This is a genomic window from Winogradskyella sp. PC-19, from assembly GCF_002163855.1.
GTDB lineage: Bacteria > Bacteroidota > Bacteroidia > Flavobacteriales > Flavobacteriaceae > Winogradskyella.
Map to the genome: position 1 here is coordinate 1198186 of NZ_CP019332.1, position 23747 is coordinate 1221932.

The window sequence follows — 23747 nt, forward strand, 5'->3', positions numbered from 1 at the left end:
ACAGGTCAGAAACCATTTCTAGTCGCTAAACACAGTATAGGACTTATTAACGATTCAACTCAGGTTAAAGATTTAAAAAAGATTTTTGCTAACGACTCAATACTTAGTTATAAAGAAGACGATAGCTTTATCGGTGGTATTAATTTTATTGATATTTACGAGAAAAACGGAAATCAATTACTAAGTATTTATCCAACAGATTCTCATGACTCAACAGCGACCTTAGATTTTGTAATCTTAAAAGATTCGAGGTACAAAACAGAAAAAGGTATTTCGAATTTGAGCACTTATAAAGATATTATGAGAGCTTACACCATATCTGAAATTGATAATCTAATTGATGATATTAAAATAAGGGTTGAAGAAATTGATGCTTCATTTATAATAGATAAAAAAGAATTAGTCACTAACTTTGACTTTGGAAAAGAGATTGATTCTACCCAAATTTCTGATACAGCAAAAGTGTCTAGATTCATTATAAATTTTTAATAGTATTCTGCATGTCAAATTCAAAAAAGTATAAAATTCAAAATTCTCCTTTTGTAGTACCTACAACTGATGGTAAGGTAATTAAAGAACATTTTGGAAATGCCACAGATGGAAATTCTGAAATTAGCATTGCTCATATGGTAGCACCAGCTGGTTGGTCAGAACCTTTTCAAACACCAGAGTTTGACGAGTATACATTTATCATAAAAGGAAAAAAACAATTTATTATTGAAGGCGAAACAATAATTCTAGAGGCTGGACAGTCTATAAAAGTTGAGAAAAATACACGCCTACAATATTCCAATCCTTTTACTGAACCTTGTGAGTATTTAGCGATTTGCCTACCAGCCTTTTCAATAGATGCGGTTAATAGAGAAGATTAGCAAAAATGAGCAGTTTTATAATAAAATCAATCGGAAACGCACTTAATGCCTCAAGTTACATTTCTTCAAAGTACGCTTCAAACAAGGCTTTAAAATTATTTGCAACGCCAAGAAAAGGCAACTATATCAGTCAACAAGAAGCGGTCATAGATTCAGCAGTTGTCGAGACTTTGACTTTTGAAAATTTAAATATCAAAACCTACAGATGGGCTGGTCGTAATAAGACTATTCTTTTAGCACATGGTTGGGAAAGTAATGCATCTCGCTGGGAATATTTATTAGAAGATTTAAAAGAACAAGACTATAATATTGTTGCTCTTGATGCTCCTGCTCACGGAAACTCTGATGGTAACCAATTTAATGCCATTTTATATTCTGAATTTATAGGTGTCGTTATCAAAAAATTTCAACCTGAAATACTTATTGGCCATTCTGTTGGCGGTATGGCTAGTGTTTTTTGTTTGCACAATCATGATTTACCAAGTATAGAAAAACTAGTGATTTTAGGAGCTCCAGCTCATTTTACAGGTGTGTTTTCGAGATATAAACAAATGATGGGTTATAACAAACGTATCTCAAAGGGTCTTGACAACATCGTTAGTGAGCGCTTTGGCCAATCAGTAGATTATTTTTCGGCCGCTAATTTTTCAAAAGATTTTAAATTCAAAGGCTTAATCGTACATGATAAGAAGGATAAAATCATTCCTTATGAAGATGCTTTATTATTTGCTAACCGCTATAAAAACTCAAAATTAATAACCACTGAAGGTTTTGGCCATGGACTAAAAGATAAGTCAATAACGCCTAAGATAATTGAGTTTATAAATGGTTAATCTTTATCGTACTTTTGCAACATGTCCGAAAATCTAACAAGACTTAATAAATACCTCAGCGAAGCTGGCTACTGCTCGCGTCGTGAAGGTGACCGATTAATTGATGCTGGTCGTGTAACCATCAATGATATTGTACCCGAAATGGGTACAAAAGTTGCCGAAGGAGACGTTGTAAAAGTTGATGGCGAAATAGTTGGTGGTCGTAAAGAGGCTTTTACATATTTGGCATTTAATAAACCTGTGGGTATTGTTTGTACGACTGACACACGTGTTGAAAAAGACAATATTATAGATTACATTAACTATCCAAAACGTATTTTCCCAATCGGACGTTTGGATAAGCCAAGTGAAGGTCTTATTCTTTTAACTGATGATGGTGATATAGTTAACAAGATTCTTCGCGCTAGTAACAATCACGAGAAAGAATATATCGTTACTGTTGACAGACCAATTTCTCAAACCTTTGTAGAGCGAATGTCTGGTGGAATTTACATAGACGAATTAGAAAAACGCACAAAACCTTGCAAAGTCCGTAAGATTGATAAATTTACCTTCAGTATTATATTAACTCAAGGTTTGAATCGACAAATCCGTCGTATGTGTGACTATCTAAATTACGATGTACAGACATTAAAACGTGTGCGCATCATGAATATAAAACTCGATATACCACTTGGCGAATATCGCGAATTAACCAAAGAAGAATTTAAAACACTTAGCGAGTTAATTAGCGAATCGAAAAAAAATTATGATGAAAATTCAGGAATACAACGCCGAAAAAGACGTTAATTTATTCCTAATTAGGTTTTGATTTGGTTTTTGATTTCTAAATTTAAAGGAATCAATCACTAAAAATCATGAAACCAATTTATCTCTATCTCTCAGTATTTCTAATATCCACTATTAGTTATTCCCAAACTGATTACTCTGCTTCTAAGGAGCATCCATTTGGATTGGCAAACCCCGAAGCGCCTCAAGAATTAAGAGATTTTCAGCCATTAATTGGCAAATGTAATTGTAAATCTACTTCACGTAATCCAGACCAATCTTGGGCAGAAGCTATTGATATGACTTGGGAATGGAAATACATAATGAATGGTATGGCTGTACAAGACGAAACCATAAAATCTGACGGCAAACACTCAGGAAGTATCCGACAATTTATTGCTGATAGTAGCAAATGGTATGTACATTACTATTCATCTGGATCACCAACTACTAAGTTACCAACCTGGGAAGGCAATAAAAAAGAGAATGGAAACATAGTACTTTACAAAGAACAAAAAGCTCCAAACGGAACTGACGGATTCTTTAGACTTACTTTTTATGATATTAGTACATCTGGTTACAAGTGGATTGGCGAATGGGTAGACAAAACTGAAACAGTAACTTTTCCCACTTGGAAAATAGATTGTAAACGAGTAACTGATGAAAAATCCGACTTAACAGTCATCAAAGACAATATTTCTGCATTTTCAAAAGCCTACATGAGTGGTAACATAAATGACTTAGTAAACATGTATACTGATGACGGGAAAATTTTCCCAAATAATTTAAAAATCTTAGAAGGTAAAACGGATTTAAAATCATATTGGACCATTCCTGAAGGTGTGAAAATTCTTCACCATAAAGTGACACCAACAGAGATTAAAATAGAAAATGATATTGCTTATGATTATGGGTACTATGAAGGTAAGACACTTACAAAAGAAAAGGAAGAAATCTCTTGGCAAGGGAAATACATTATCATTTGGAAAAAAATCAATAATGAATGGAAAATTTATTTAGATATTTGGAATAACGTTAGACCCTAATCGTTACTTTTATTGAAAATTTTTAAACTAAAGACATGTCTCAATTAACACCTTTTCACCTTGCAATTCCAGTACATGATTTGACTTTATGCCGAAATTTTTATACCAATATTTTAAATTTTGAAGAAGGCAGAAGTAGCAACCATTGGGTAGATTATAACTTTTTTGGTCATCAATTGGTAATTCATCTTAAAGAACAAGAATTGACAGAAGTACCAACAAATTCAGTTGATGGGAAAGACGTTCCTGTGCCTCATTTTGGTGTTGTTTTATCCTGGGAAAAATTTCAAGAATTTTCAGAATTGTTAAAAACTAAGAATATTGAATTTATAATTGAACCTTACATAAGATTTGAAGGTTTAGTTGGCGAACAAGCCACTATGTTTTTCAAAGACCCATCAGGCAATGCCTTAGAGTTTAAGGCATTCAGAGATATGAGTCAGTTATTTGCTAAGTGATTTTTTTCTTTTAGAAAAATGAAACGGCAAGTAAATAATAATAAACATCGGAATTATTATCAATTGCGCAACAATAATATAATATGGCCAATCACCAAAATGATTCAATAGACTTGCCGATTTAGGTTTTTGATTTAAATAAAAATAATTGGCGTCCAAAAGATAATTTAGGATTACCATAATTATAACATAAACCTGAAGTGCAAAAAATGATTTAAAAACACTTTTTAATTTGGGTCTCATTTTAAAAACAAAAATAAAATAAAAGATAATGGTCAATAATCCTAGGTGTGCAATCCAATATCTAAAATAATCAAAGCTCGGAAATCCCGTAGTAATGTCTGGAGTGATAACTGCTTGTAATGTACCGCCGATAATCCAAAAAATCAAGACTTCAAACATCCAATATTTACGATAGTATGTAAAGACAGGAATTAGTAAAGCCAACAAACTACATAGGTACAGCGGTAAATCGGTCTTAAAATTATATACATCTAAGCATATCCTATAAAGGTGAAAGCTAATTACTGATAATGACACAAACCATGCGAAGAAATGTATAAATTTTTGCTGTTGACCTTTATCTAAATTCTTTATTGAATAATTGATGCTCCAAATAGTTAATATTGTTGCAATAACTATTGGTAAAACATGCTGAAGACTTCCTATAGCAACAGATAGAGATGCAACAGAAAGTATCAATATACCCATAAAATATTACTAATTTTTTCTATGTTGCTCTCTTGCCAAAAGTGTATTTTTTAATAACATGGCAATTGTCATTGGACCAACACCTCCAGGAACTGGGGTGATATAACTTGCTTTTTTACTGACATTATCAAAATCGACATCACCAGTAATGTAATAGCCTTTTTCAGAGTCATCAGGTACACGTGTAATTCCAACATCAATGATTACAGCATCGTCTTTTACCATCTCGGCTTTTAAAAATTTAGGAACACCCAAAGCAGAGATAATAATATCTGCTTGAGAAGTAATTTGCGTTATGTTTTTTGTGTGACTGTGAGTTAATGTCACTGTAGAGTTCCCCGGAAAACCTTTTCTCCCCATCAAAATACTCATAGGTCGACCTACAATATGAGAGCGACCAATGACAACCGTATGCTTTCCTTTAGTTTCTACTCCGTAACGATCTAATAACTCTAAAATACCAAACGGAGTTGCAGGAATAAAAGTTGACATGTCTAATGCCATCTTTCCAAAGTTTGTTGGATGAAAACCGTCTACATCTTTGTCTGGATTTACAGCCATTAATACTTTTTGCGTATTAATTTGAGGTGGTAAAGGTAATTGAATGATAAAACCGTCGATATCATCATTTTCATTAAGTTCCTCAATCTTATCCAAAAGTTCAATCTCACTAGTAGTATTAGACATACGTACCATTGTAGATTCAAAACCAACACGCTCACAAGCTCTTACCTTACTACCAACATAAGTTAAACTCGCACCATCGTTACCAACAATAACAGCTGCAAGATGTGGCACTTTTTCTCCATCGGCTTTCATTTTATCAACTTCTGCCTTGATTTCGTTTTTTATGTCGTTACTGGTTTTTCTTCCGTCTAAGATTGTCATGTTGGTTGTGTTGTTGTGTTGTTATATTTATTAGCGTGGCATATTTTTCATCATTTGCATCATACGCTTTCCGCCTCCACCTTGCATCATTTTCATCATTTTGCTCATTTGCGTAAACTGCTTCAATAATTGATTAACCTCTTGGACAGATGTTCCAGAACCTTTAGCTATTCTCTTTTTACGACTAGCATTCATTAGTGAAGGATTAGAACGTTCTGTCGGCGTCATTGAATGAATTATAGCTTCAATACCTTTAAAAGCATCGTCATCAATATCTACATCCTTCATCATTTTTCCTGCACCAGGTATCATACCAACCAAATCCTTCATGTTACCCATTTTCTTGATTTGTTGAATCTGTTTTAAGAAATCATCAAATCCAAATTGGTTTTTAGCAATTTTCTTCTGAAGTTTTCTTGCCTCTTGCTCATCGAACTGCTCTTGAGCACGTTCAACAAGAGAAACAACATCTCCCATTCCCAGAATTCTGTCAGCCATACGCGATGGATAGAACACATCAATAGCCTCCATCTTTTCGCCCGTACCAATAAACTTAATAGGCTTATTAACTACAGATTTTATCGAAATTGCGGCACCACCACGTGTATCACCATCTAATTTTGTTAGGATAACCCCATCAAAATTTAAAATATCATTAAAAGCTTTTGCTGTATTTACTGCATCTTGACCAGTCATAGAGTCCACCACAAAAAGTGTCTCTTGTGGCTCAATAGCTTTATGTATATTAGAAATTTCGGTCATCATAGCTTCGTCCACAGCTAAACGACCAGCAGTATCTATAATAACTACATTATGCCCATTAGCTTTTGCATGGGCAATACCTGCTTTAGATATAGCAACAGGATCGTCATTACCTCTATCACTAAAAACCTCGACACCAATCTGCTCACCTACGACATGCAATTGGTCAATCGCTGCTGGACGATATACATCACAAGCAACCAAAAGTGGTTTCTTTGTTTTTTTATTTTTTAAGTAGTTTGCTAATTTTCCAGAAAATGTTGTTTTACCAGAACCTTGCAAACCAGACATTAAAATTACAGATGGATTACCAGAAAGGTTAATACCTTCGGCATCACCACCCATAAGTTCGGTTAACTCGTCCTTTACAATTTTGACCATTAACTGTCCTGGCTGAAGCGTAGTCAATACGTTTTGACCTAGTGCTTTTTCCTTAACAGTGTTTGTAAATTGTTTGGCTATCTTAAAGTTAACATCGGCATCTAAAAGCGCACGTCTTACTTCTTTTAAAGTTTCAGCAACATTTACCTCTGTAATGCTACCATGTCCTTTGAGTACATGTAAGGCTTTATCTAACTTATCACTTAAATTATTAAACATATTATCGTTTCTTATATAACAAGTGGCAAATTTAAGAATTTACAAGCGATAATCGAAGTCGATAGATAGACAATTTTCAACTTATATAAATAAAAAGAGCCACTATAAAAGCGACTCTCTTCAACTACTAACTAAAAAATGTAAGCGGAATAATTTTTCTTAATCACATATTTTATCTAAAGTCATTTGATCATCACCTCTATGGAAAATTAATTGTTCTCCTGTACACTCTACAACAGTCCAAATACCTGAAATAGCTTGAATATTTGGTGCAGAAATTCCGTCGAAAGTTACATCTACACCACCATCGTTATTTGTTTCTGTAGACCAAAAACTTGTAACCGTATCATCATTCTCTGTATTAGTGATTATTAACTCTTGTCCGTCATTAAAATCCAAACGATAAGTTATTAGGTTATCATCTCCGTTTAGCTCTGTAACTTTCCATTTACAATTCATCAAAATACCATCTACATCGCCTTCTGTACAAGAACTGTTACTACAGTCCTCTAACTTTAATAACAGTTCAAAAACTTCGAAATCATTGTCAATTTCGACTCTAACATAAATCGTTTGAGGCGCAGTAGAATTTATATATGATTGTGGGTTTGCAATAGGGTTTAAATTACTATCAGCATCTGCTATACTGGTATGGTAAGTCACCACATCGGCAGAAGGTGTACAATTTGCAAACGCAATTGTTAAATCAAAAGTTTCAAAACCGTCATTACCTTCATCACATAATTCTATAACAGCATCAAAGCTTGAGAAACATTCAAAAGGATTTGGGTTGTTACAATCCTCTACAACCAACTCTACAGGATATTTCAAGTACTCATCTTGGTTGCTTATCAATGCAACTCTAACATAGACTGTCTGTGGATTAGTTGTATTTGTATAAGAGGTTGCATTTCCTAAAAAATCTGTATTATTTTCTGCACCTGATAATGTCGTATGAAATGTTATTATTACTGGAGCTCCACTATTATCACACGAAGGCACAGCTTCATAGATATTAAACTCAGCATAACCATCATTGTTATCATCGCACTTAACTAGTTCTACACCTTCTTCCGGATAACATTCAAAAGGGTTGTCATCAAAGCATTCTTGTTCTAAATGAAGTATATTATCATCTTTAGATAGACCATAAAATCCTTCGTTACACTCAACTACATCCCAATTTCCAGAGAGTACTTCATAATCGCCTGTAAGGTTTAAAACTAAGGTTAGTACATCTGCATCTACACTAATATTCCAAGTTCCGACTTCAATAAATTCATTATTGGTATATATCTTAACTATTCCTTCTTCTGTAAATACAAATTTATTGTCTTGATTATTTAGAAGACTTGTACCTGCAAACCAGAAACATTCTACTAAATCATTTGACAAATCTTCTGCTGAACAGTTTAAATCTGTTTCACAGTACTGCTCAATAAGCATAGACTGATCATCTTTTGTTAGATAAAACTCATCCTCTTCACATTCGACAACTTTCCAGTTACCACCTAAATCTTCAAAATCGGTTGATAAAACTAAATAGACTAAATCTCCGTCTTCAATAAGTTCCCAAGTATTTCCTTCAGAAAGGACTTGATTGTCGTCAATAATTATATCAAAAGTAAAATCTTCATTAAATTCTAATTCAAAACCTTCAAATTCAGGGAAACTTGTATAAATCTCAATCTCCCATTTACATTCTTTTAAAGTTTGTCTTATTTCATCTACATCACAGTTTTCAAAATCGTCATCATCGCAATCTTCTTCTACTGATGATATAGCATCAGACAATTCTGTGTTAGAATTAACCTCTACCGTTTCTCCGTTTGCATAAACTAAAGTTACTGGGAAATTTAGTGATACTAAGTTTACATCGTCGTTGTCAAGATTCTCTAAAAATTCGTAAAGTGCTTCGTTATCTTCTATAGTTACAGTATCTATAATGACAAATTCAGCATTTAGGACTGAGAAGGAAATTGGGTAAACAAAATCTACGCATTCTATAACATCATCGTCTATACAATCTTCTAATAAAGCTTCAAGTTGGTCTTGGTTTTCGATAACTGTTTCTGTGTAATCTGCATCGATGATAGTTATTGGAAAAACAAATTCAGGAATTTCGTCTTCAAAGTTTTCGAGTAACTCTTCTAACTCATCAATACCTTCTTGATTTTCTATAGTAATTGTAATATTACCAACGATTACTGTCACAGGTAAGGCAACTGAAAAACAACTAGTATTATCGATAACATTATCTTCAGAAACTGCATTTGCAGATGTCCTAAGCATTAAGTTAGATAATACAGAATTAGCCACAATAACTTCTTCTGCATCTGGCTCATTAAGTTGGACAACTTCGTCTTGACATGAGGCAAAAAAGAGTGTTATCAAGAATAATAAAAAGTAGGATTTAATTTGGGTTTTCATGATAATTGATTTTGGTTATTTGTTATAAAACAGGTGAGTTTACTTTTTTCCTACCCTAAGTTTTAATTTTTATAAATTTACAGCAATAGAAATTTTTATGCCCAAACAAATTCATCAGAATAGCTGTGAAGAACATGTTTATTCAACGCTGTTCAGAAAGCACTCAAAAAACTTACATGATTTTTTATATTATAAGTTTGGCGAATTGCTGAATCCAAAAGACAAAGTCCAAGATGCTTTTATAAAACTTTGGGATAATTGTGCTAAAGTACCACCTGAAAAAGCCAAGAGTTTTTTGTTTACTACGGCGAATAACATGATGCTTAATGCTGTTGCTCACCAAAAAGTAGTTTTAAGACACCAACAAAAACCGCAAAAACATAGTACTAACGAATCGCCAGAATTTGTACTTGAGGAAAAAGAGTATAATGAAAAGCTACAAAAAGCTTTAGCAAATTTAACAGAAGCCCAACGTGTTGCATTTTTGATGAATCGTGTAGAAGGTAAACGTTTTAAAGAAATAGCTGAGTTACTTGACATATCTGTAAAAGCTGTTGAAAAAAGGATTTATGGAGCACTAAAAAAATTAAGAGAAGATATTAAGGAATTATAGGTAGGAGTTTTTATTACTTATCTGTTATATAGTTAGAATGCATAAAATGAATAGAGACGAACTCATAAAAAAATGGCTTGATCATAATCTTAATCCAAAAGAACAAAAGGCTTTTGAAGGATTAGAAGATTATGATGCTTTAATCAAACTTTCAAAATCTACCGAAGGTTTTAAAGCACCAGATTATTCAGTAGATTTAGAATACAAATCTATATCAACTAAACTTAAAACTAAAAGTCATAATAATTGGTTTAAGCCTTTGCTAAAAATTGCAGCTGTTCTTCTTATTGGTTTGGCTACTTTTTATTTTACATCAACACGAAATACAGAAGTAAAAACAGATATTGCACAAACTAAATCTATTGGTTTACCTGATGCTTCTACAGTAAATCTAAATGCCCAATCTACCTTATCATATAACAAAAAATCTTGGTCGGATAATCGAGAAGTATCACTTAACGGTGAAGCTTTTTTTAAAGTTGCAAAAGGCTCAAAATTTGACGTCATTACAGATGATGGAAAAGTCACTGTTTTAGGGACAGAGTTTAATGTCATACAACGTCAAAACTATTTTGAAGTCACTTGTTTTGAAGGTTTAGTTGCTGTAAATTATAATTCAGAATCTTTGAAACTTAAGCCAGGAAAAAGATTTGTAGTTATCAATGGCAATATTAAAAACGAAATAGAAAGCAATAACAAGCCAAGTTGGCTGGCCAAAGAAAGTACTTTTGCTAGTAGACCATTGCAACTAATAATCAACGAATTAGAGCGTCAGTACAACGTAAGCGTTGATGCTAGTAAAGTAGATACCAATCAATTATTTACTGGTAGTTTTACACATTCAGATATAGATTTAGCATTAAAATCAATAACCTTACCTTTAGGTATAACCTATACCAAAAGCAATTCTGTTGTTGTTTTACAAAGTGAATAGTTTCAAAACTTTATTGATAATCCTTTTAATAGGAGTTTCGCTTCATGGTTTTTCACAAACCACAAATGAAAAGCAACCACTTGCCAAAATTTTAAAACAGATAGAAACAGAATTTGATATTAGATTTTCTTTTGCAGATAAGACCGTAAATGGTATTGATTTATTATTTGATAAGAGCAAGTTTTCAAATCTAGAAGACATTATAAAATTTCTTGAAAAAAAAACAGGACTTACTTTTAATAAACTAAGTGAACGTTTTTTTTCTGTAGAGCAACAAAAAACTGAGTCTAAATTAAAGACATATAGCCTTCAAAAACTAGATGAAGTCGTTGTACAAAACTATTTAACTACGGGTCTAGCAAAAACTATAAATGGTTCTGTAGAAATTACACCTCAAAAAATTGGTATACTTCCTGGGTTAAGCGAACCTGACATTTTACAAACCATTCAAACTTTACCAGGAATAACAAGTGTCGATGAACGCATATCAAATATAAATATTAGAGGTGGAACTAATGACCAAAACCTTATCCTTTATGAAGGCACAAGGATGTATCAAACTGGGCATTTTTTTGGACTTATATCTGCATTTAATCCTTACTTAACAGACAAAGTAAATGTAACTGTAAACGGTACAAAAGCAAAATATGGCTCTGGTGTTTCGAGTTTAATAAGTATCGAAAATTCTAATGAAATAGGTCGTAAATCTGAATCTGGTGCAGGATTTAACTTATTGAGTATTGATGGGTTTTCAAAATTTCAATTATCAAAAAAAACTGAATTACAACTATCTGCAAGACGTTCATATACTGACGCCCTTTTAACACCTACATACGACACTTATCTTGAACGTATTTTTAATAACTCAGAACTTGGAGAATACCAAACTCCAACAACGCAAGTACAACAAAATGAAAATTTCTTTTTCTACGATACTAGCCTTAAGTTTTTATATGACATTAACGATAATTCTAAACTAAGAGTCAATGCAATAACAATATTTAACCGTTTAGATTATAATGTTGTTGCAGATAATTTAACAGCTCCTATCACAGAAAGTGAGCTGAGTCAACAGAGTATTGCCGGAAACATTGTTTATGAACAAAATTGGTCAAATACCATTTCAATGACTGGTCAACTAAGCTACTCTAATTATCGATTAATTGGTAACAACAGCATCAATTTATCGAATCAAGAAATTACTCAAGAAAATGAAGTTTCTGATTTAGGGATAAGGATAGATTTCAATAAAACAATTGATAAGAACTTAAATTTAAATTTTGGGTATCAACTCAACGAAATTAGTGTCTCAAATCTTGATGACGTTTCTAATCCTGAATTTAGAAATTTTGTTAAAGAAGTTATTGGGACACATGGTGTTTATGGTGAAGCGCAATTTACTTCAAACTCAAAAAATACATATGCTAGAATAGGTTTAAGAGGAAACTATATAGACAAACTTGATGATATAATTTTTGAGCCTCGCTTAGTCTTTTCTCAAAGATTCTTAAATGACTTTAGATTAGAAATTTCTGGGGAATCAAAAAACCAATCTATAACTCAAATCATAGATTTACAGCAAGATTTTTTTGGTATCGAAAAAAGAAGATGGCAACTTGCTAACGGAAATGATGTACCTGTTGTAAAAAGCAATCAATTCTCTTTAGGTTTAAACTATAAAAAGAGCGGCTGGCTTATTAGTGCCGAAGGTTATACCAAAAAAGTCACTGGTCTGAGCTCTAGGTCCCAAGGGTTTCAAAACCAATTTCAATTGGTGAACGCTACTGGAGGTTATACGATTTACGGCATAGATATTTTGGTAAACAAGCAGTTCAAAAAATTTGGAACTTGGCTTAGTTATACTTTTAGTAAGAATGATTTTGAATTTGATAACTTAAATAATAATGAATCGTTTCCTAATAATTTAGATTTAAGGCATATAGTCAATTTTTCAACAACTTACGAGATTGAAAATTTAAAGCTATCGGCAGGAGTTAATTGGCGAACAGGAAAACCTTATACTGAGCCTTCAGTAAGTCAATTAAATTCTGGTGTTCTTATCTATGAGTCACCGAATGCAAAACGTATACCTGATTATATAAGAACAGATATTTCTGCTCGCTATAGTTTTGAATTTGCTGAAGGTGTCAATGCGGAAGTAGGTGCATCAATATGGAATGTACTAAACAAACGAAACATCGTTAATAGATTTTATTCAAGAGACGCAAATGGCCCCATTATTCAAAACGATGAGTTTGCCCTTAGCTTAACGCCCAATTTTAGTTTTAGATTAAAATTTTAATGCTTAAAAATTTTAGTCATCACTATCACATGAGGAAATGTTATAGCCGCTAAAAAAGAAAAGAAAAAGGCATAAAAAGAATCATTGTTACTTATTAAGAATTCAAAAAAGAGAAAAAGACTAACAACAGAAACCAGCCAATACAGAAAAGAAGATTTTATATAATCCAGTACTGAAACTTTATCTACAGTTTTAGATAGGTATTTTATCTGGTCCATAAGCGATGGTAAAGCATGCCAAACCACAAAGTAAATTGCAAACGCCCAAATCAAAGATGCTGTTTTAAATACAATAAAAAATACCAATAGATAAAAAAGCTCCGCAATTGGGTTTTTAATGTTATTCCAAACTATAGCAAAAGAGACTCCAAATATTAATAAACTTATTATTAGTGCATATTTGAAAAAATCGTCTGGCAGCTTTACCTCAGTTATCTGTCTTACAACATCGGCACTTTCTTTACTATTTGTGTACAACAAAAGAAATATAACTGCACAGCCATACGAAGCAAACACAATTTTTTTAATTAAGTAACTATGGTAATCTATGTCATGAAAATGCTGTTCTCCAAAATGATAGCCACTAATAAGAATAAAGAAAATAAGGGTTAAAAAAGGAACAAAATAAAACATCGCTGTACCCAAAAGGACTATTAGAATGTATAAAATCAGTGATTTATAAAAACTTAAATTATACTTCTTATAAACTTTTTTTATGATTTTGATATCGTTTGCACCATGAAGTAATCCTACCGAAAAAATAAAAAAACAAGCAACATTCTCTTCAATCGCTGGCGACAGATATACCGCAAGCCAAAGACAGGCAAAGGTTACAACGATATTAAAATTATGAGTATTTGACAAAATATAGCTCTTAAATTATGTTTTGTGTAAAAATTTTCACAAAATTTTAAACATTATATGTTTAATATTTTGTAAATTTACTTAAACAAAATAACTAATTAAATAAAATTATGAACAATTTATTACTTGCAATCGCTGACGTAAGCAAAATAGCTACGGACGATTATGTTGGTTTTACATTCTTTGTTGGATGTATGGCAATGATGGCGGCTTCGGCCTTTTTCTTTTTATCAATGAATAGTTTTGATAGAAAATGGAGAACTTCAATCCTAGTTTCTGGTCTAATTACATTTATCGCTGCAGTACATTATTGGTACATGAGAGATTATTGGGCTTCTAACATGGAATCTCCAACGTTTTTCAGATATGTTGATTGGGTGTTAACAGTACCGTTAATGTGTGTTGAATTTTACCTTATTCTAAAAGTTGCAGGAGCTAAAAAATCTCTAATGTGGCGTTTAATCTTTTTATCTGTAGTAATGCTTGTCACAGGATATTTAGGAGAAGCAGTGTACAGAGATAGTGCTTGGTTATGGGGATTAATTTCTGGTATAGCATATTTTGTAATTGTTTACGACATTTGGTTTGGAGAAGCAAAAAAATTGGCTTTAAAAGCTGGTGGCGCAGTATTAAAAGCACACAAAACACTATGTTGGTTTGTATTAGTAGGCTGGGCAATTTATCCTATTGGATATATGGCAGGTACTCCAGGTTGGTACGAAAGTATGTTTGGAGGTTTAGCTATGGATGTTATCTATAACATTGGTGATGCGGTAAACAAAATAGGCTTTGGTTTAGTAGTTTATGGAGCAGCAGTTGCTTCTCAAGCTACATCTGAAGCTTAGTTTAGATTTTATTAGTTAGTAAATTCTATTCAAGACCGCCTTTTTAGGCGGTCTTTTTGTTTTTATTACAATCTGAAAGTCATATTTTTATGACTAAATCATAAAAATGAAATCATTAGAATTAGAATTAGAAAAGTTAAAATATCCAATTGGAGAATTTATAACTCCTGATAACATAACAAAGTCACAAATTAATACTTGGATTTCTGATATTGAAGTATTTCCAAATTCTATTGAATCTGAAACAATAAACCTCAGCGAAGCAGAATTAAATTACAATTATAGACCAGAAGGCTGGACCATAAAGCAAGTTGTTCATCATTGTGCAGATAGTCATATAAACAGTCTTATACGATTTAAATTGGCATTAACGGAGGATGCTCCAACAATAAGACCTTACTACGAAGACCGCTGGGCAAAACTAATTGATTATAATCATGATATAAATTCATCTTTACAAATTTTGAAAGGTGTTCATGCAAAACTTGGAATACTATTAAGAAGTTTTTCTGATGAAAATTTAAAAAGAAATTTTATTCATCCAGAACATGGCAAAAGTTTTACACTAGCAGAAACTATTGGCACCTATGCTTGGCATAGCAATCATCATCTTGCTCATATTAAACAAGCTCTAAAATACAAAGGGCAGTTTTAAAAACTACATACGCTCAGGAACATCAATCCCAAGTACATTGAATGCATTTCTAATAGTCAGACCTACTTTTCTTGAAAGGCTTACTCTAAACGCTTTTTCATTATCAGTATCAGCACCAAGAATAGATACATTTTGATAGAAAGAGTTAAAGTCTTTTACTAAGTCATAAGTATAGTTAGCAATTAAAGCTGGACTGTGTTGCAAAGCAGCATTCTGTATAACTATTGGAAACTGCTCAAGTTGCTTCAGTAATTGCTTTTCTTTCTCATGCAAAGATAGTTTTCTAGTATCAAAATCAGAGTTTGAAGACTTTCTTAATATAGACTGTATTCTTGCATAAGTATACTGTATAAACGGACCTGTATTTCCCTGAAAGTCTATAGACTCTTTAGGGTCAAACAGAATTCGTTTCTTTGGGTCAACTTTTAATATGTAATACTTTAAGGCACCCAAACCGATTGTCTTGTAGAGCTCTTTCTTTTCTGTTTCAGAGTAATCTTCTAGTTTACCCAACTCTTTCGAAATCTCTTCGGCAGTAGTTGCCATTTCTTCTATTAAATCATCAGCATCGACTACGGTTCCTTCTCTACTCTTCATTTTACCGCTTGGTAAATCTACCATTCCATAGCTTAAATGAAATAGGTTTTTTGCCCAGCCAAAGCCTAGTTTCTTGAGTATCAAAAACAGAACTTTAAAATGATAGTCTTGTTCATTTCCTACAGTATAAACCATACCACCTACATCAGGGTAATCTTTAATACGTTGTATTGCAGTACCAATATCCTGAGTCATGTAAACTGCGGTACCATCAGATCGTAATACGATTTTTCTGTCTAATCCATCGTCTGTTAAGTCACACCAAACCGAACCATCTTCGTCTTTTTCAAAAACACCTGTTTTCAAACCTTCAGCAATAAACTCTTTACCTAAAAGATAGGTTTGGCTTTCGTAATAATATTCATCAAAGTCTACACCAATATTTTTATAAGTAACTTCAAAACCATCATAAACCCATTGGTTCATTTTTTTCCATAGCGTTACAACTTCTTCGTCACCAGCTTCCCATTTACGAAGCATTTCTTGAGCTTCTAACAAAATTGGTGCATTTTTTTTAGCATCATCTTCAGACTGACCTTCTGAGACTAATTCTGCAATTTCTTTCTTGTATTCTTTATCAAACTTTACATAATAATTACCAACAAGCTTGTCACCTTTTAAACCAGTGGATTCAGGTGTTTCTCCATCTCCAAAACGTTTCCAAGCCAACATACTTTTACAAATATGTATACCTCTATCGTTAATAATTTGTGTCTTGTATACTTTTTTACCTGAGGCTTTTAAAATTTCGGCAACACTGTATCCCAAAAGCACATTTCTTACATGACCAAGATGAAGTGGTTTATTGGTATTTGGTGAAGAATATTCTACCATTACCGCTTTATCCTCTTTTTTATTGACATTACCAAAAGTCTCATCTTCAGTTATCCCTCGAAAAAAATCAAGATAATATTTGTCACTTATTTCGACATTCAAAAATCCTTTAACAACGTTAAAAGCTTTTACTAGTTCTACATTATCAACTAAGTATTGACCAACTTTTTCGCCAATTACAACAGGATTGCCTTTGACTACACGTAGCATCGGAAAAACCACAACAGTAATATCTCCTGCAAACTCTTTTCGAGTAGCCTGAAATTCTACTGTAGATAAATCGGCTTTAAACAATGACTTTATTGCCGCTTTTACATGTATTTCTAGTGTATTTTGAAGACTCATTTGTATATAAAATTAATTCTTACCTATTGTAATCATAAACAACCGCAAAGATATATCTTTTATTAAATTATATAGGCAAGTAATAGCGATCTAAAATTTATAACCAATTATCTCATAAAACTTACCAATCATAGAATTGACTTCAACGAATGCTTATTACCGAATAAGATGTAAACCACTAGTAATCAATATAATAATAAAAAAGTGCATTTCATCGATGAAAGTGTAGTTCTGCCAATAATTTTACCTTTAGTCGATTGGTCTATTTTTTTGAAATTTTCAACAGACACTTCGTCTGATTTTTTGGTTTTAAATCTTAAAAATTAGTAAATTAAGTAGCATTTAGTGATTTTTGGTCAGCTATTAATTGAAGGTCTGAAGTATTAAAAAATACCTAAGACATTATATACCTTTCCTATCCCTCTCAGAAAGTTGGCCAAAACACAATATAAATCTGTGCTCTATAGTCACTGCTTTATGAAGCAATTTATTTTATACGCCATCTGCCTGTTCACTGCACTAAGCTTTGCTCAAAACGCAAAGATAGACAGTCTGACTGTACGTCTGGCCTATCAAAACCAAGACTCCACAAAAATGGAGACTTCGCTTCTACTTATCAAAGAATTATATGATGTCAAAGACTACAGCAAAGCATTACTTTATATCGACCAAACTACTGAGATATCAAAAACCCTCAATTATAACAAAGCTCTTGCAGAGTCTAATTACATAAAAGCTCTTATAAATAATGCACAAGGTGAGCAATCCAATGCTGTCGCTAATTTTGAAATCGCTAGAGATTATTTTAGTACTTTAAAAGATACTCTAGGTATTGCCAAAGTGAATAATAATCTTGGTGTTATAGAGATAAAAAGAGGTAATTATAAAAAAGGACTTCAGAACTCTTTGTCAGCAATTTCAATTTTTGAGGAAAAGGATTTAAAAGACGACTTAAGCAAAGCTTATAATAACCTTGCCGATGCTTATTACAATACTAATAAACTAGATAAAGCATTACAATACAATAAAAAAGCATTAAGTGTTAGAGAAGAGCTTGACGATTTGGAAGGGATGAAAAATTCCTTGAAAAATTTAGGATTGTTATACGCCTTAAAAGAAGACCATAGACGTTCTATTGACAGCTACGAGCGTATGCTTACATTACTGGACCCGAAAAAGGATAAAGCCATAAAGAGCGAAGTATCTACAAGCTTAGGTAAATCTTATTTATCAATTGACGATAAAGATAAGGCTGCAGAATATTTAAGAGAAGGTCTTGCTTTCAGTAGAAGACAGAAAGACGATCTCGGTATCTTAAGATCATTAAATGCTTTTGGTGAGCTAAACATCAAAAACAAAAGATTAAAACTTTCAGAAAACCAATTATTTGAAGCATTTAAACTAGCTAAGAAATTAGAAAATAATAATGAGTTGCTTTACAACCTAAGACTAAATAAAGAATTAGACTCAACTAGAGGGTTTTACGAAGACGCTTTTAATTGGCAAAACCAATATTACCAGTTAAAAAGAAAACTAGACAAAGCTAAAGCTGATAGTTTACCTAGTGAATTTGAAACAACTGAAGAACCAGAGATAATAACTCCGCCTTTAATACAAAAAGAGGAAATAAATAAACCTGAAAACTCTGATATAACAGCAACGAAACCTGATAAAAAAGATATTCTCTTAGTATATGGGTTAATAGCTGGCTTAGTTTTTATGACGGCTTTACTAATATTCAGTTACTTAAAAGGCTCAAAAGACAGTAAAGAGAAAAAGGAGTTCTCTAAAGAGAATAAAAAACTAATCACTAAAAATGCTCAACTTGAAGAAGTTAATCAAGTAAAAGACAAGTTGTTTTCGATAGTATCACATGACTTAAAAGATTCTATATCTTCTATCAAAGCATTTTTGGATTTACTAAAAGATGGAGGAATTAGCAAGGAAGAGTTTAATGACCTCATCCCTGAACTTAGCGAAAATGCAAACAACGCATCTTCACTTCTATTCAATTTATTAAACTGGTCTAAGTCACAAATGCAAAACCTGCAACCAAAACCAGAACTTTTTAATATTCAAGAAGTCTTTCAAATAAAAATGTCGTTAATAGAAAAAAAGGTGAACGACAAAGGCATTATACTTATAGACGAATCTCGTCGTGAATTTGTTTATGCTGATCGAAGTATGCTAGAGATTGTAATCCAGAATTTAATTACCAATGCTGTTAAGTTTACTGGTAAAGGTGATGTTATTACTGTATCAAATCAAGATTATAACGGAAAGGTCTTAATTTGCGTAGAAGACACTGGAATTGGAATATCAGAAGACAACCAGAAAAAACTCTTCAATGCAAAAAAGAATTTTACGACTATTGGTACTGAAAATGAAAAAGGTACAGGATTAGGATTGACGATTTGCAAAGATTTAGTAGAACTTAACGACGGTCGTATTTGGGTTGAAAGTACTCCAAACATAGGAAGTAAATTCTTTATTGAGTTACCAAAAGCGGCACTTTCTGAATAAATTCTCTGTATATTTAAGGCTAACTAAATCAAGCCTTAAAATGAAAAAAATTACTATTCTTTTAGTTGTAGCTACATTATGTTTTTCTTGTAAGGATAAATCAGAATACAATCGTGAAGCATCAAAAATCACAGATAATAACTATTTAGATGAATTATATGCGGTAATGCAAGGTTCATACAATTCTGAAATACAGTCTCAAGTAGATTCTACTTACTATAATATTTCATTGCACATGTACTCAATCTGGGAAGGTAAAGGGCACTATCTTTATGTTGAGCAAGCTTTAAATAGTATGCAAAGTAAGCCATACAGACAACGTATCTATAAACTAAATAAACTTACTGACAGCACCTATACTTCAGAGATATACAACTTACCGACTGCCGATTCGATATGGATAGGAAAATGGAAAACGCCAAAAGCGTTTGACGTTATTACTCCAAAAGATATTAGCATAAAATCTGGATGTGAAGTTGTTTTAAAACGTATAAGTAAAAATCACTACCAAGGAAAAACAGGAGATACTACTTGCATAAGCACAATGCGAGGTGCATCATTTGCTAGAAGCGAAGTCGAAATTTTAGAAGATAAAATTATTTCCTGGGATCGTGGATTTGACGCAAAAGGGAATTACGTTTGGGGTGCCGAAAAAGCAGGCTATATTTTTAATAAGCTAGATTAAACTTTTGGCAAAAACACTTCTGCCATCATGCAACGTGCGCTACCACCACCACAAGTTTCAATAGTTTCAAGAGAACTCGATATAATTGGACAATGCTTTTCAATTGCTGCAATCTGTTGTTTAGTCAAGCTATTACATGCTGCTTGACTCATTATCAAGTAACGCTGATTATCTTTTCCTCTAAGTTGCAACATATTTCCTGCAAATTGATGCATCTGAGTTTCAGTAATGGATATAATTTCTTTTCCGTCTTGTTTTAGGTTTTTGACAATATTTTTACGCTCTTTTTTATCATCAATAGTATCCAAACAAATCACTGCAAAGTTTTCTGCTAAACACATCATAACATTGGTATGATAAATCGCTAAACGTTTACCATCAACTGTTTGATTGGCTGTAAACACAACAGGCGTATACTCAAAATCTTCGCAAAATTCTATAAACAAATCTTCATCAGCTCTAGGCGATAAGGCACAATATGCTTTACTATTAACACGGTCTAAGAGTAAACTCCCAGTACCTTCTAAAAAGACACCTTCATCTTCTGCCGATGTGTAATCGATAATATTCTCGATTTTAAAGCCTTCTTTTTCAAGACGAATAAAAACTTCATCACGTCTTTCTTTACGTCTATTTTCTGCAAACATTGGATAAATTGCAATATCCCCATTACCATGAAAGCTGACCCAATTATTTGGAAAAACAGAATCTGGCGTATCCATCAATTCATCATCAATTTCTACAATTACATTAATACCAACAGCTCTTAACTTTTCTACAAATACATCAAACTCTTCTTGAGCTTTACTGTTTATTTCAGCGTTTTTGATGTCTAAGTCTTCTTGAAAGTAATTATTGACGGCCGTTTCTTCGTTCATCCTAAAATTAACTGGACGAATCATTAATATAGTATCAGTAGTTTGTTGCATATTACAATTTATAAAGTGATGCAAAATTAGTCATTTTTACAATCTGAATTTTAAGCAAGGAAAAGTTTTTCTGCTCTAAATTGCCTAAGTTTGAAAATCAAGAATATACACCATGAAAAAACTTCTATTTCTATTATTAATAATCGTTTCGTGCAAAGAAAACACTAAATCTACTGATTTTGATTTTACTACTGTTTTTGAAAAAAGTCAAGGATTAGAGACCGCCACTTACCAAGAAACGATTTCCTACTATAAAGAACTAGCAAATAATTATTCTGAAATATCTATCGAAGCTATTGGAGAAACAGATTCCGGAAAACCATTACATATAGTTACGTTAAACCCAAATGCTAACGGATTTGATTTTGAAAAACTTAGAAAAGACAACAGAATTTTACTCATAAACAATGGCATTCATCCAGGTGAATCTGACGGTATTGACGCCACTATGATGCTATTCAGAGATTTTGTTAATGGTAAAATTCAAGCTCCTAAGAACACTGTCTTAGTTACCATTCCGATTTACAATGTTGGTGGAAGCCTTAATCGAAATACAGGTACAAGAACAAACCAAAATGGACCAAAAGCTTATGGTTTTAGAGGTAATGCTCGTAATTACGACCTTAACCGAGACTTTATAAAAACAGATACTAAAAACGCAAAAACGTTTGCAAAGATTTTTCATTTGGTACAACCAGACGTTTTTATTGACAATCATGTAAGCAATGGTGCAGATTATCAATACACTTTGACACATTTATTTACGCAGCATAACAAACTTGGAGGAGAATTAGGCAAGTACTTACACACCGAAATGATGCCGCAATTAGAAGAAAAACTCGAAGCCAAGGATTGGGATATTACACCTTATGTCAATGTCTTTAACCGTACTCCAGAATCAGGATTTTCACAATTTAAAGATTCACCAAGATATTCAACTGGCTATACAACACTATTCAACACTTTAGGGATGATGGTCGAAACTCATATGCTAAAACCATATAAACAAAGGGTTGAAGGCACATATGAACTCATGAAAAGCATGGTCGAAATAACAGAATCACAAGGTAAAAAGATTTCAGATTTACGAAAAAAGCAGTTTAGTACTTGGACAGTAGGTAACGATTATCCTTTAGCTTGGCAGATAGATACGACTAAATCTTCTACACTAAATTTTAAAGGTTTTGAAGGCCAAATGATAGAAAGTAATTTAACTGGAGCAAAACGCTTAAAGTATTACAGTAACAAACCGTTTGAGAAAGAAGTTAAGTATCAAAATTATTTCAAATCAACGCATACAATCAAAATACCAAAAGGGTATATTATTCCTCAAGGCATGCATCATGTAATAGACCGATTAAAGCTTAATAATATTGAAATGACACAACTTAAGAAAGACACTTTAATTACTGTCGAATCTTATAGAATCTCGGATTACAAATCGCGTACATCACCATACGAAGGGCATTATTTGCACTACAATACTAAGGTTAAAGCGTCTAATGAAAAATTCAATTTTACAACAGGTGATTATTTAGTAAACGTAGACCAAAAAGGTTTGCGTTACCTACTTGAAACTCTCGAACCAACTGCGCCAGACTCATTTTTCAATTGGAATTTTTTCGATACTATTTTACAGCAAAAAGAAGGCTTTTCGCCTTACGTTTGGGAAGACAAAGCTTCATTATTATTAAAAGCTAATCCTAAATTACAAATCGAATTTAATGTCAAAAAAAGCTACGATAAAGATTTTGCAAACAACTGGTATGCACAATTAGATTGGCTACATAAAAAATCAAATAGTTACGAAAAAGCACATATGCAATATCCGATTTACAGATTGCATTAAATCTTTTGATACCTAACTCCACAGGCCTCAATACATACTACAAAGTAGGTTAAAAATTGACCATCAATTTCAAACTGATACTCAAAATCCTGAAGACCACAGTCTTCTGTTGTGAAGGACATGTTTTCAGCAGAAAAAGTACCTGATGTACTTTCTAATGTATTCTCAAAAATATTACAAAGTGAACCATTAGATGTTATGGTTCCATCAGCGTTAAAAGTGATGATTTGGTCACTTGTTACTGGCATAAAAACTCCACTTCCATCACCTGGATCTGCTAATCTGGCAACCATTCTCCAACTACCTAACAACTGGGCTTCAGATTCATCTTTATCACATGAAAAAAGAAGTACGGTAATAAGAATTAAAATTAATTTGTTCTTCATTATTGGACCTATTCTAATT

The 23747-nt window shown here is 32.6% G+C and carries 22 protein-coding genes; 14 read left to right on the forward strand and 8 right to left on the reverse strand.

The features are described from left to right. Positions 1–279: 279 nt before the first annotated feature. The 6 genes from BTO05_RS05545 to BTO05_RS05570 all read left to right on the forward strand — a co-directional run bounded on the left by BTO05_RS05545 (position 280) and on the right by BTO05_RS05570 (position 3977). Positions 280–489, forward strand: a complete 210-nt coding sequence (locus BTO05_RS05545; RefSeq protein WP_157662548.1) for a hypothetical protein — start codon at positions 280–282, stop codon at positions 487–489. 11 nt (positions 490–500) lie between these two features. Then, on the forward strand, positions 501–872 hold the full coding sequence (locus BTO05_RS05550) for a cupin domain-containing protein (protein ID WP_087491709.1): 372 nt from the start codon (positions 501–503) through the stop codon (positions 870–872). 5 nt (positions 873–877) lie between these two features. Beyond that, positions 878–1705, forward strand: a complete 828-nt coding sequence (locus BTO05_RS05555) for an alpha/beta hydrolase (protein ID WP_087491710.1) — start codon at positions 878–880, stop codon at positions 1703–1705. A gap of 21 nt (positions 1706–1726) precedes the next feature. Beyond that, positions 1727–2494: a pseudouridine synthase gene (locus BTO05_RS05560; protein ID WP_087491711.1), complete on the forward strand. Its 768-nt coding sequence runs from the start codon at positions 1727–1729 to the stop codon at positions 2492–2494. A 68-nt stretch (positions 2495–2562) separates the two neighbouring features. Further along, the gene (locus BTO05_RS05565) at positions 2563–3519 is read left to right on the forward strand and encodes a YybH family protein (RefSeq protein ID WP_087491712.1); all 957 of its coding nucleotides are present in this window, start codon (positions 2563–2565) and stop codon (positions 3517–3519) included. Between the two features lie 35 nt (positions 3520–3554). Next, positions 3555–3977: a VOC family protein gene (locus BTO05_RS05570; RefSeq protein ID WP_087491713.1), complete on the forward strand. Its 423-nt coding sequence runs from the start codon at positions 3555–3557 to the stop codon at positions 3975–3977. Here BTO05_RS05570 and BTO05_RS05575 read toward each other — a convergent pair. The 4 genes from BTO05_RS05575 to BTO05_RS05590 form a co-directional block, all read right to left on the reverse strand. Beyond that, a complete protein-coding gene (locus BTO05_RS05575) occupies positions 3963–4688 on the reverse strand; it encodes a TIGR02206 family membrane protein (RefSeq protein ID WP_087491714.1) in 726 nt (241 codons plus the stop codon). The genes BTO05_RS05570 and BTO05_RS05575 overlap by 15 nt on opposite strands. Before the next feature lie 9 nt (positions 4689–4697). Continuing rightward, entirely contained in the window at positions 4698–5576 is an 879-nt protein-coding gene (locus BTO05_RS05580) for a bifunctional 5,10-methylenetetrahydrofolate dehydrogenase/5,10-methenyltetrahydrofolate cyclohydrolase (RefSeq protein ID WP_087491715.1), read from the reverse strand. 30 nt (positions 5577–5606) lie between these two features. Next, positions 5607–6938 (reverse strand): signal recognition particle protein, encoded by a 1332-nt coding sequence (gene ffh, locus BTO05_RS05585; RefSeq protein ID WP_087491716.1) that lies wholly within the window; start codon positions 6936–6938, stop codon positions 5607–5609. A gap of 159 nt (positions 6939–7097) precedes the next feature. Beyond that, the gene (locus BTO05_RS05590; protein ID WP_087491717.1) at positions 7098–9368 is read right to left on the reverse strand and encodes a hypothetical protein; all 2271 of its coding nucleotides are present in this window, start codon (positions 9366–9368) and stop codon (positions 7098–7100) included. A 97-nt stretch (positions 9369–9465) separates the two neighbouring features. Here BTO05_RS05590 and BTO05_RS05595 point away from each other — a divergent pair, with 97 nt between their 5' ends. From BTO05_RS05595 to BTO05_RS05605, 3 genes are read left to right on the forward strand one after another with little or no spacing between them, the layout of a single operon-like run. Then, entirely contained in the window at positions 9466–9981 is a 516-nt protein-coding gene (locus BTO05_RS05595) for an RNA polymerase sigma factor (protein ID WP_198295260.1), read from the forward strand. A gap of 46 nt (positions 9982–10027) precedes the next feature. Then, positions 10028–10915 carry a FecR family protein gene (locus tag BTO05_RS05600; RefSeq protein ID WP_087491719.1) on the forward strand — a complete coding sequence of 296 codons (888 nt, stop codon included), beginning with the start codon at positions 10028–10030 and terminating at the stop codon, positions 10913–10915. A 13-nt stretch (positions 10916–10928) separates the two neighbouring features. Continuing rightward, a complete protein-coding gene (locus BTO05_RS05605; RefSeq protein ID WP_157662549.1) occupies positions 10929–13217 on the forward strand; it encodes a TonB-dependent receptor plug domain-containing protein in 2289 nt (762 codons plus the stop codon). Here the strand turns inward: BTO05_RS05605 and BTO05_RS05610 are convergent. After that, positions 13214–14080 carry a Brp/Blh family beta-carotene 15,15'-dioxygenase gene (locus tag BTO05_RS05610; RefSeq protein ID WP_157662550.1) on the reverse strand — a complete coding sequence of 289 codons (867 nt, stop codon included), beginning with the start codon at positions 14078–14080 and terminating at the stop codon, positions 13214–13216. The genes BTO05_RS05605 and BTO05_RS05610 overlap by 4 nt on opposite strands. Positions 14081–14190: 110 nt before the next feature. Here BTO05_RS05610 and BTO05_RS05615 point away from each other — a divergent pair, with 110 nt between their 5' ends. Next, complete coding sequence (locus BTO05_RS05615) at positions 14191–14925, forward strand: bacteriorhodopsin-like (RefSeq protein WP_087491722.1); 735 nt, start codon at positions 14191–14193, stop codon at positions 14923–14925. Between the two features lie 106 nt (positions 14926–15031). Next, entirely contained in the window at positions 15032–15580 is a 549-nt protein-coding gene (locus BTO05_RS05620) for a YfiT family bacillithiol transferase (RefSeq protein ID WP_087491723.1), read from the forward strand. A gap of 3 nt (positions 15581–15583) precedes the next feature. Here BTO05_RS05620 and argS read toward each other — a convergent pair whose 3' ends face one another. Continuing rightward, a complete protein-coding gene (gene argS / locus BTO05_RS05625) occupies positions 15584–17356 on the reverse strand; it encodes an arginine--tRNA ligase (protein WP_087491724.1) in 1773 nt (590 codons plus the stop codon). A 477-nt stretch (positions 17357–17833) separates the two neighbouring features. On the opposite strand from argS, the gene BTO05_RS05630 reads away from it, so the two are divergent. Together BTO05_RS05630 and BTO05_RS05635 are read left to right on the forward strand one after the other, a co-directional pair. Further along, entirely contained in the window at positions 17834–19879 is a 2046-nt protein-coding gene (locus tag BTO05_RS05630; protein WP_087491725.1) for a tetratricopeptide repeat-containing sensor histidine kinase, read from the forward strand. A gap of 40 nt (positions 19880–19919) precedes the next feature. Then, the gene (locus tag BTO05_RS05635) at positions 19920–20564 is read left to right on the forward strand and encodes a chromophore lyase CpcT/CpeT (RefSeq protein ID WP_087491726.1); all 645 of its coding nucleotides are present in this window, start codon (positions 19920–19922) and stop codon (positions 20562–20564) included. Here BTO05_RS05635 and ctlX read toward each other — a convergent pair. Further along, positions 20561–21493, reverse strand: coding sequence for a citrulline utilization hydrolase CtlX (gene ctlX / locus BTO05_RS05640; protein WP_087491727.1), 933 nt, complete (start codon positions 21491–21493; stop codon positions 20561–20563). The two genes, BTO05_RS05635 and ctlX, sit on opposite strands and share 4 nt — an antisense overlap. Positions 21494–21605: 112 nt before the next feature. Between ctlX and BTO05_RS05645 the strand changes: the two genes are divergently transcribed. Beyond that, the gene (locus tag BTO05_RS05645) at positions 21606–23342 is read left to right on the forward strand and encodes a M14 family metallopeptidase (protein ID WP_087491728.1); all 1737 of its coding nucleotides are present in this window, start codon (positions 21606–21608) and stop codon (positions 23340–23342) included. On the opposite strand, the gene BTO05_RS05650 is transcribed toward BTO05_RS05645, so the two are convergent. After that, a complete protein-coding gene (locus BTO05_RS05650) occupies positions 23339–23728 on the reverse strand; it encodes a hypothetical protein (RefSeq protein WP_087491729.1) in 390 nt (129 codons plus the stop codon). The two genes, BTO05_RS05645 and BTO05_RS05650, sit on opposite strands and share 4 nt — an antisense overlap. Positions 23729–23747: the final 19 nt, after the last annotated feature.

Excerpts from the sequence above, each read along its gene's own strand:
- BTO05_RS05645 (WP_087491728.1), top strand. The coding sequence starts at position 21,606 with ATGAAAAAACTTCTATTTCTATTATTAATAATCGTTTCGTGCAAAGAA.
- ffh (WP_087491716.1), bottom strand. The coding sequence starts at position 6,938 with ATGTTTAATAATTTAAGTGATAAGTTAGATAAAGCCTTACATGTACTC.
- BTO05_RS05600 (WP_087491719.1), top strand. The coding sequence starts at position 10,028 with ATGAATAGAGACGAACTCATAAAAAAATGGCTTGATCATAATCTTAAT.
- BTO05_RS05635 (WP_087491726.1), top strand. The coding sequence starts at position 19,920 with ATGAAAAAAATTACTATTCTTTTAGTTGTAGCTACATTATGTTTTTCT.
- BTO05_RS05570 (WP_087491713.1), top strand. The coding sequence starts at position 3,555 with ATGTCTCAATTAACACCTTTTCACCTTGCAATTCCAGTACATGATTTG.
- BTO05_RS05630 (WP_087491725.1), top strand. The coding sequence starts at position 17,834 with ATGAAGCAATTTATTTTATACGCCATCTGCCTGTTCACTGCACTAAGC.
- BTO05_RS05595 (WP_198295260.1), top strand. The coding sequence starts at position 9,466 with ATGCCCAAACAAATTCATCAGAATAGCTGTGAAGAACATGTTTATTCA.
- BTO05_RS05575 (WP_087491714.1), bottom strand. The coding sequence starts at position 4,688 with ATGGGTATATTGATACTTTCTGTTGCATCTCTATCTGTTGCTATAGGA.
- BTO05_RS05590 (WP_087491717.1), bottom strand. The coding sequence starts at position 9,368 with ATGAAAACCCAAATTAAATCCTACTTTTTATTATTCTTGATAACACTC.
- ctlX (WP_087491727.1), bottom strand. The coding sequence starts at position 21,493 with ATGCAACAAACTACTGATACTATATTAATGATTCGTCCAGTTAATTTT.
- BTO05_RS05650 (WP_087491729.1), bottom strand. The coding sequence starts at position 23,728 with ATGAAGAACAAATTAATTTTAATTCTTATTACCGTACTTCTTTTTTCA.
- BTO05_RS05580 (WP_087491715.1), bottom strand. The coding sequence starts at position 5,576 with ATGACAATCTTAGACGGAAGAAAAACCAGTAACGACATAAAAAACGAA.
- BTO05_RS05550 (WP_087491709.1), top strand. The coding sequence starts at position 501 with ATGTCAAATTCAAAAAAGTATAAAATTCAAAATTCTCCTTTTGTAGTA.
- BTO05_RS05565 (WP_087491712.1), top strand. The coding sequence starts at position 2,563 with ATGAAACCAATTTATCTCTATCTCTCAGTATTTCTAATATCCACTATT.
- BTO05_RS05560 (WP_087491711.1), top strand. The coding sequence starts at position 1,727 with ATGTCCGAAAATCTAACAAGACTTAATAAATACCTCAGCGAAGCTGGC.
- argS (WP_087491724.1), bottom strand. The coding sequence starts at position 17,356 with ATGAGTCTTCAAAATACACTAGAAATACATGTAAAAGCGGCAATAAAG.
- BTO05_RS05620 (WP_087491723.1), top strand. The coding sequence starts at position 15,032 with ATGAAATCATTAGAATTAGAATTAGAAAAGTTAAAATATCCAATTGGA.
- BTO05_RS05615 (WP_087491722.1), top strand. The coding sequence starts at position 14,191 with ATGAACAATTTATTACTTGCAATCGCTGACGTAAGCAAAATAGCTACG.
- BTO05_RS05555 (WP_087491710.1), top strand. The coding sequence starts at position 878 with ATGAGCAGTTTTATAATAAAATCAATCGGAAACGCACTTAATGCCTCA.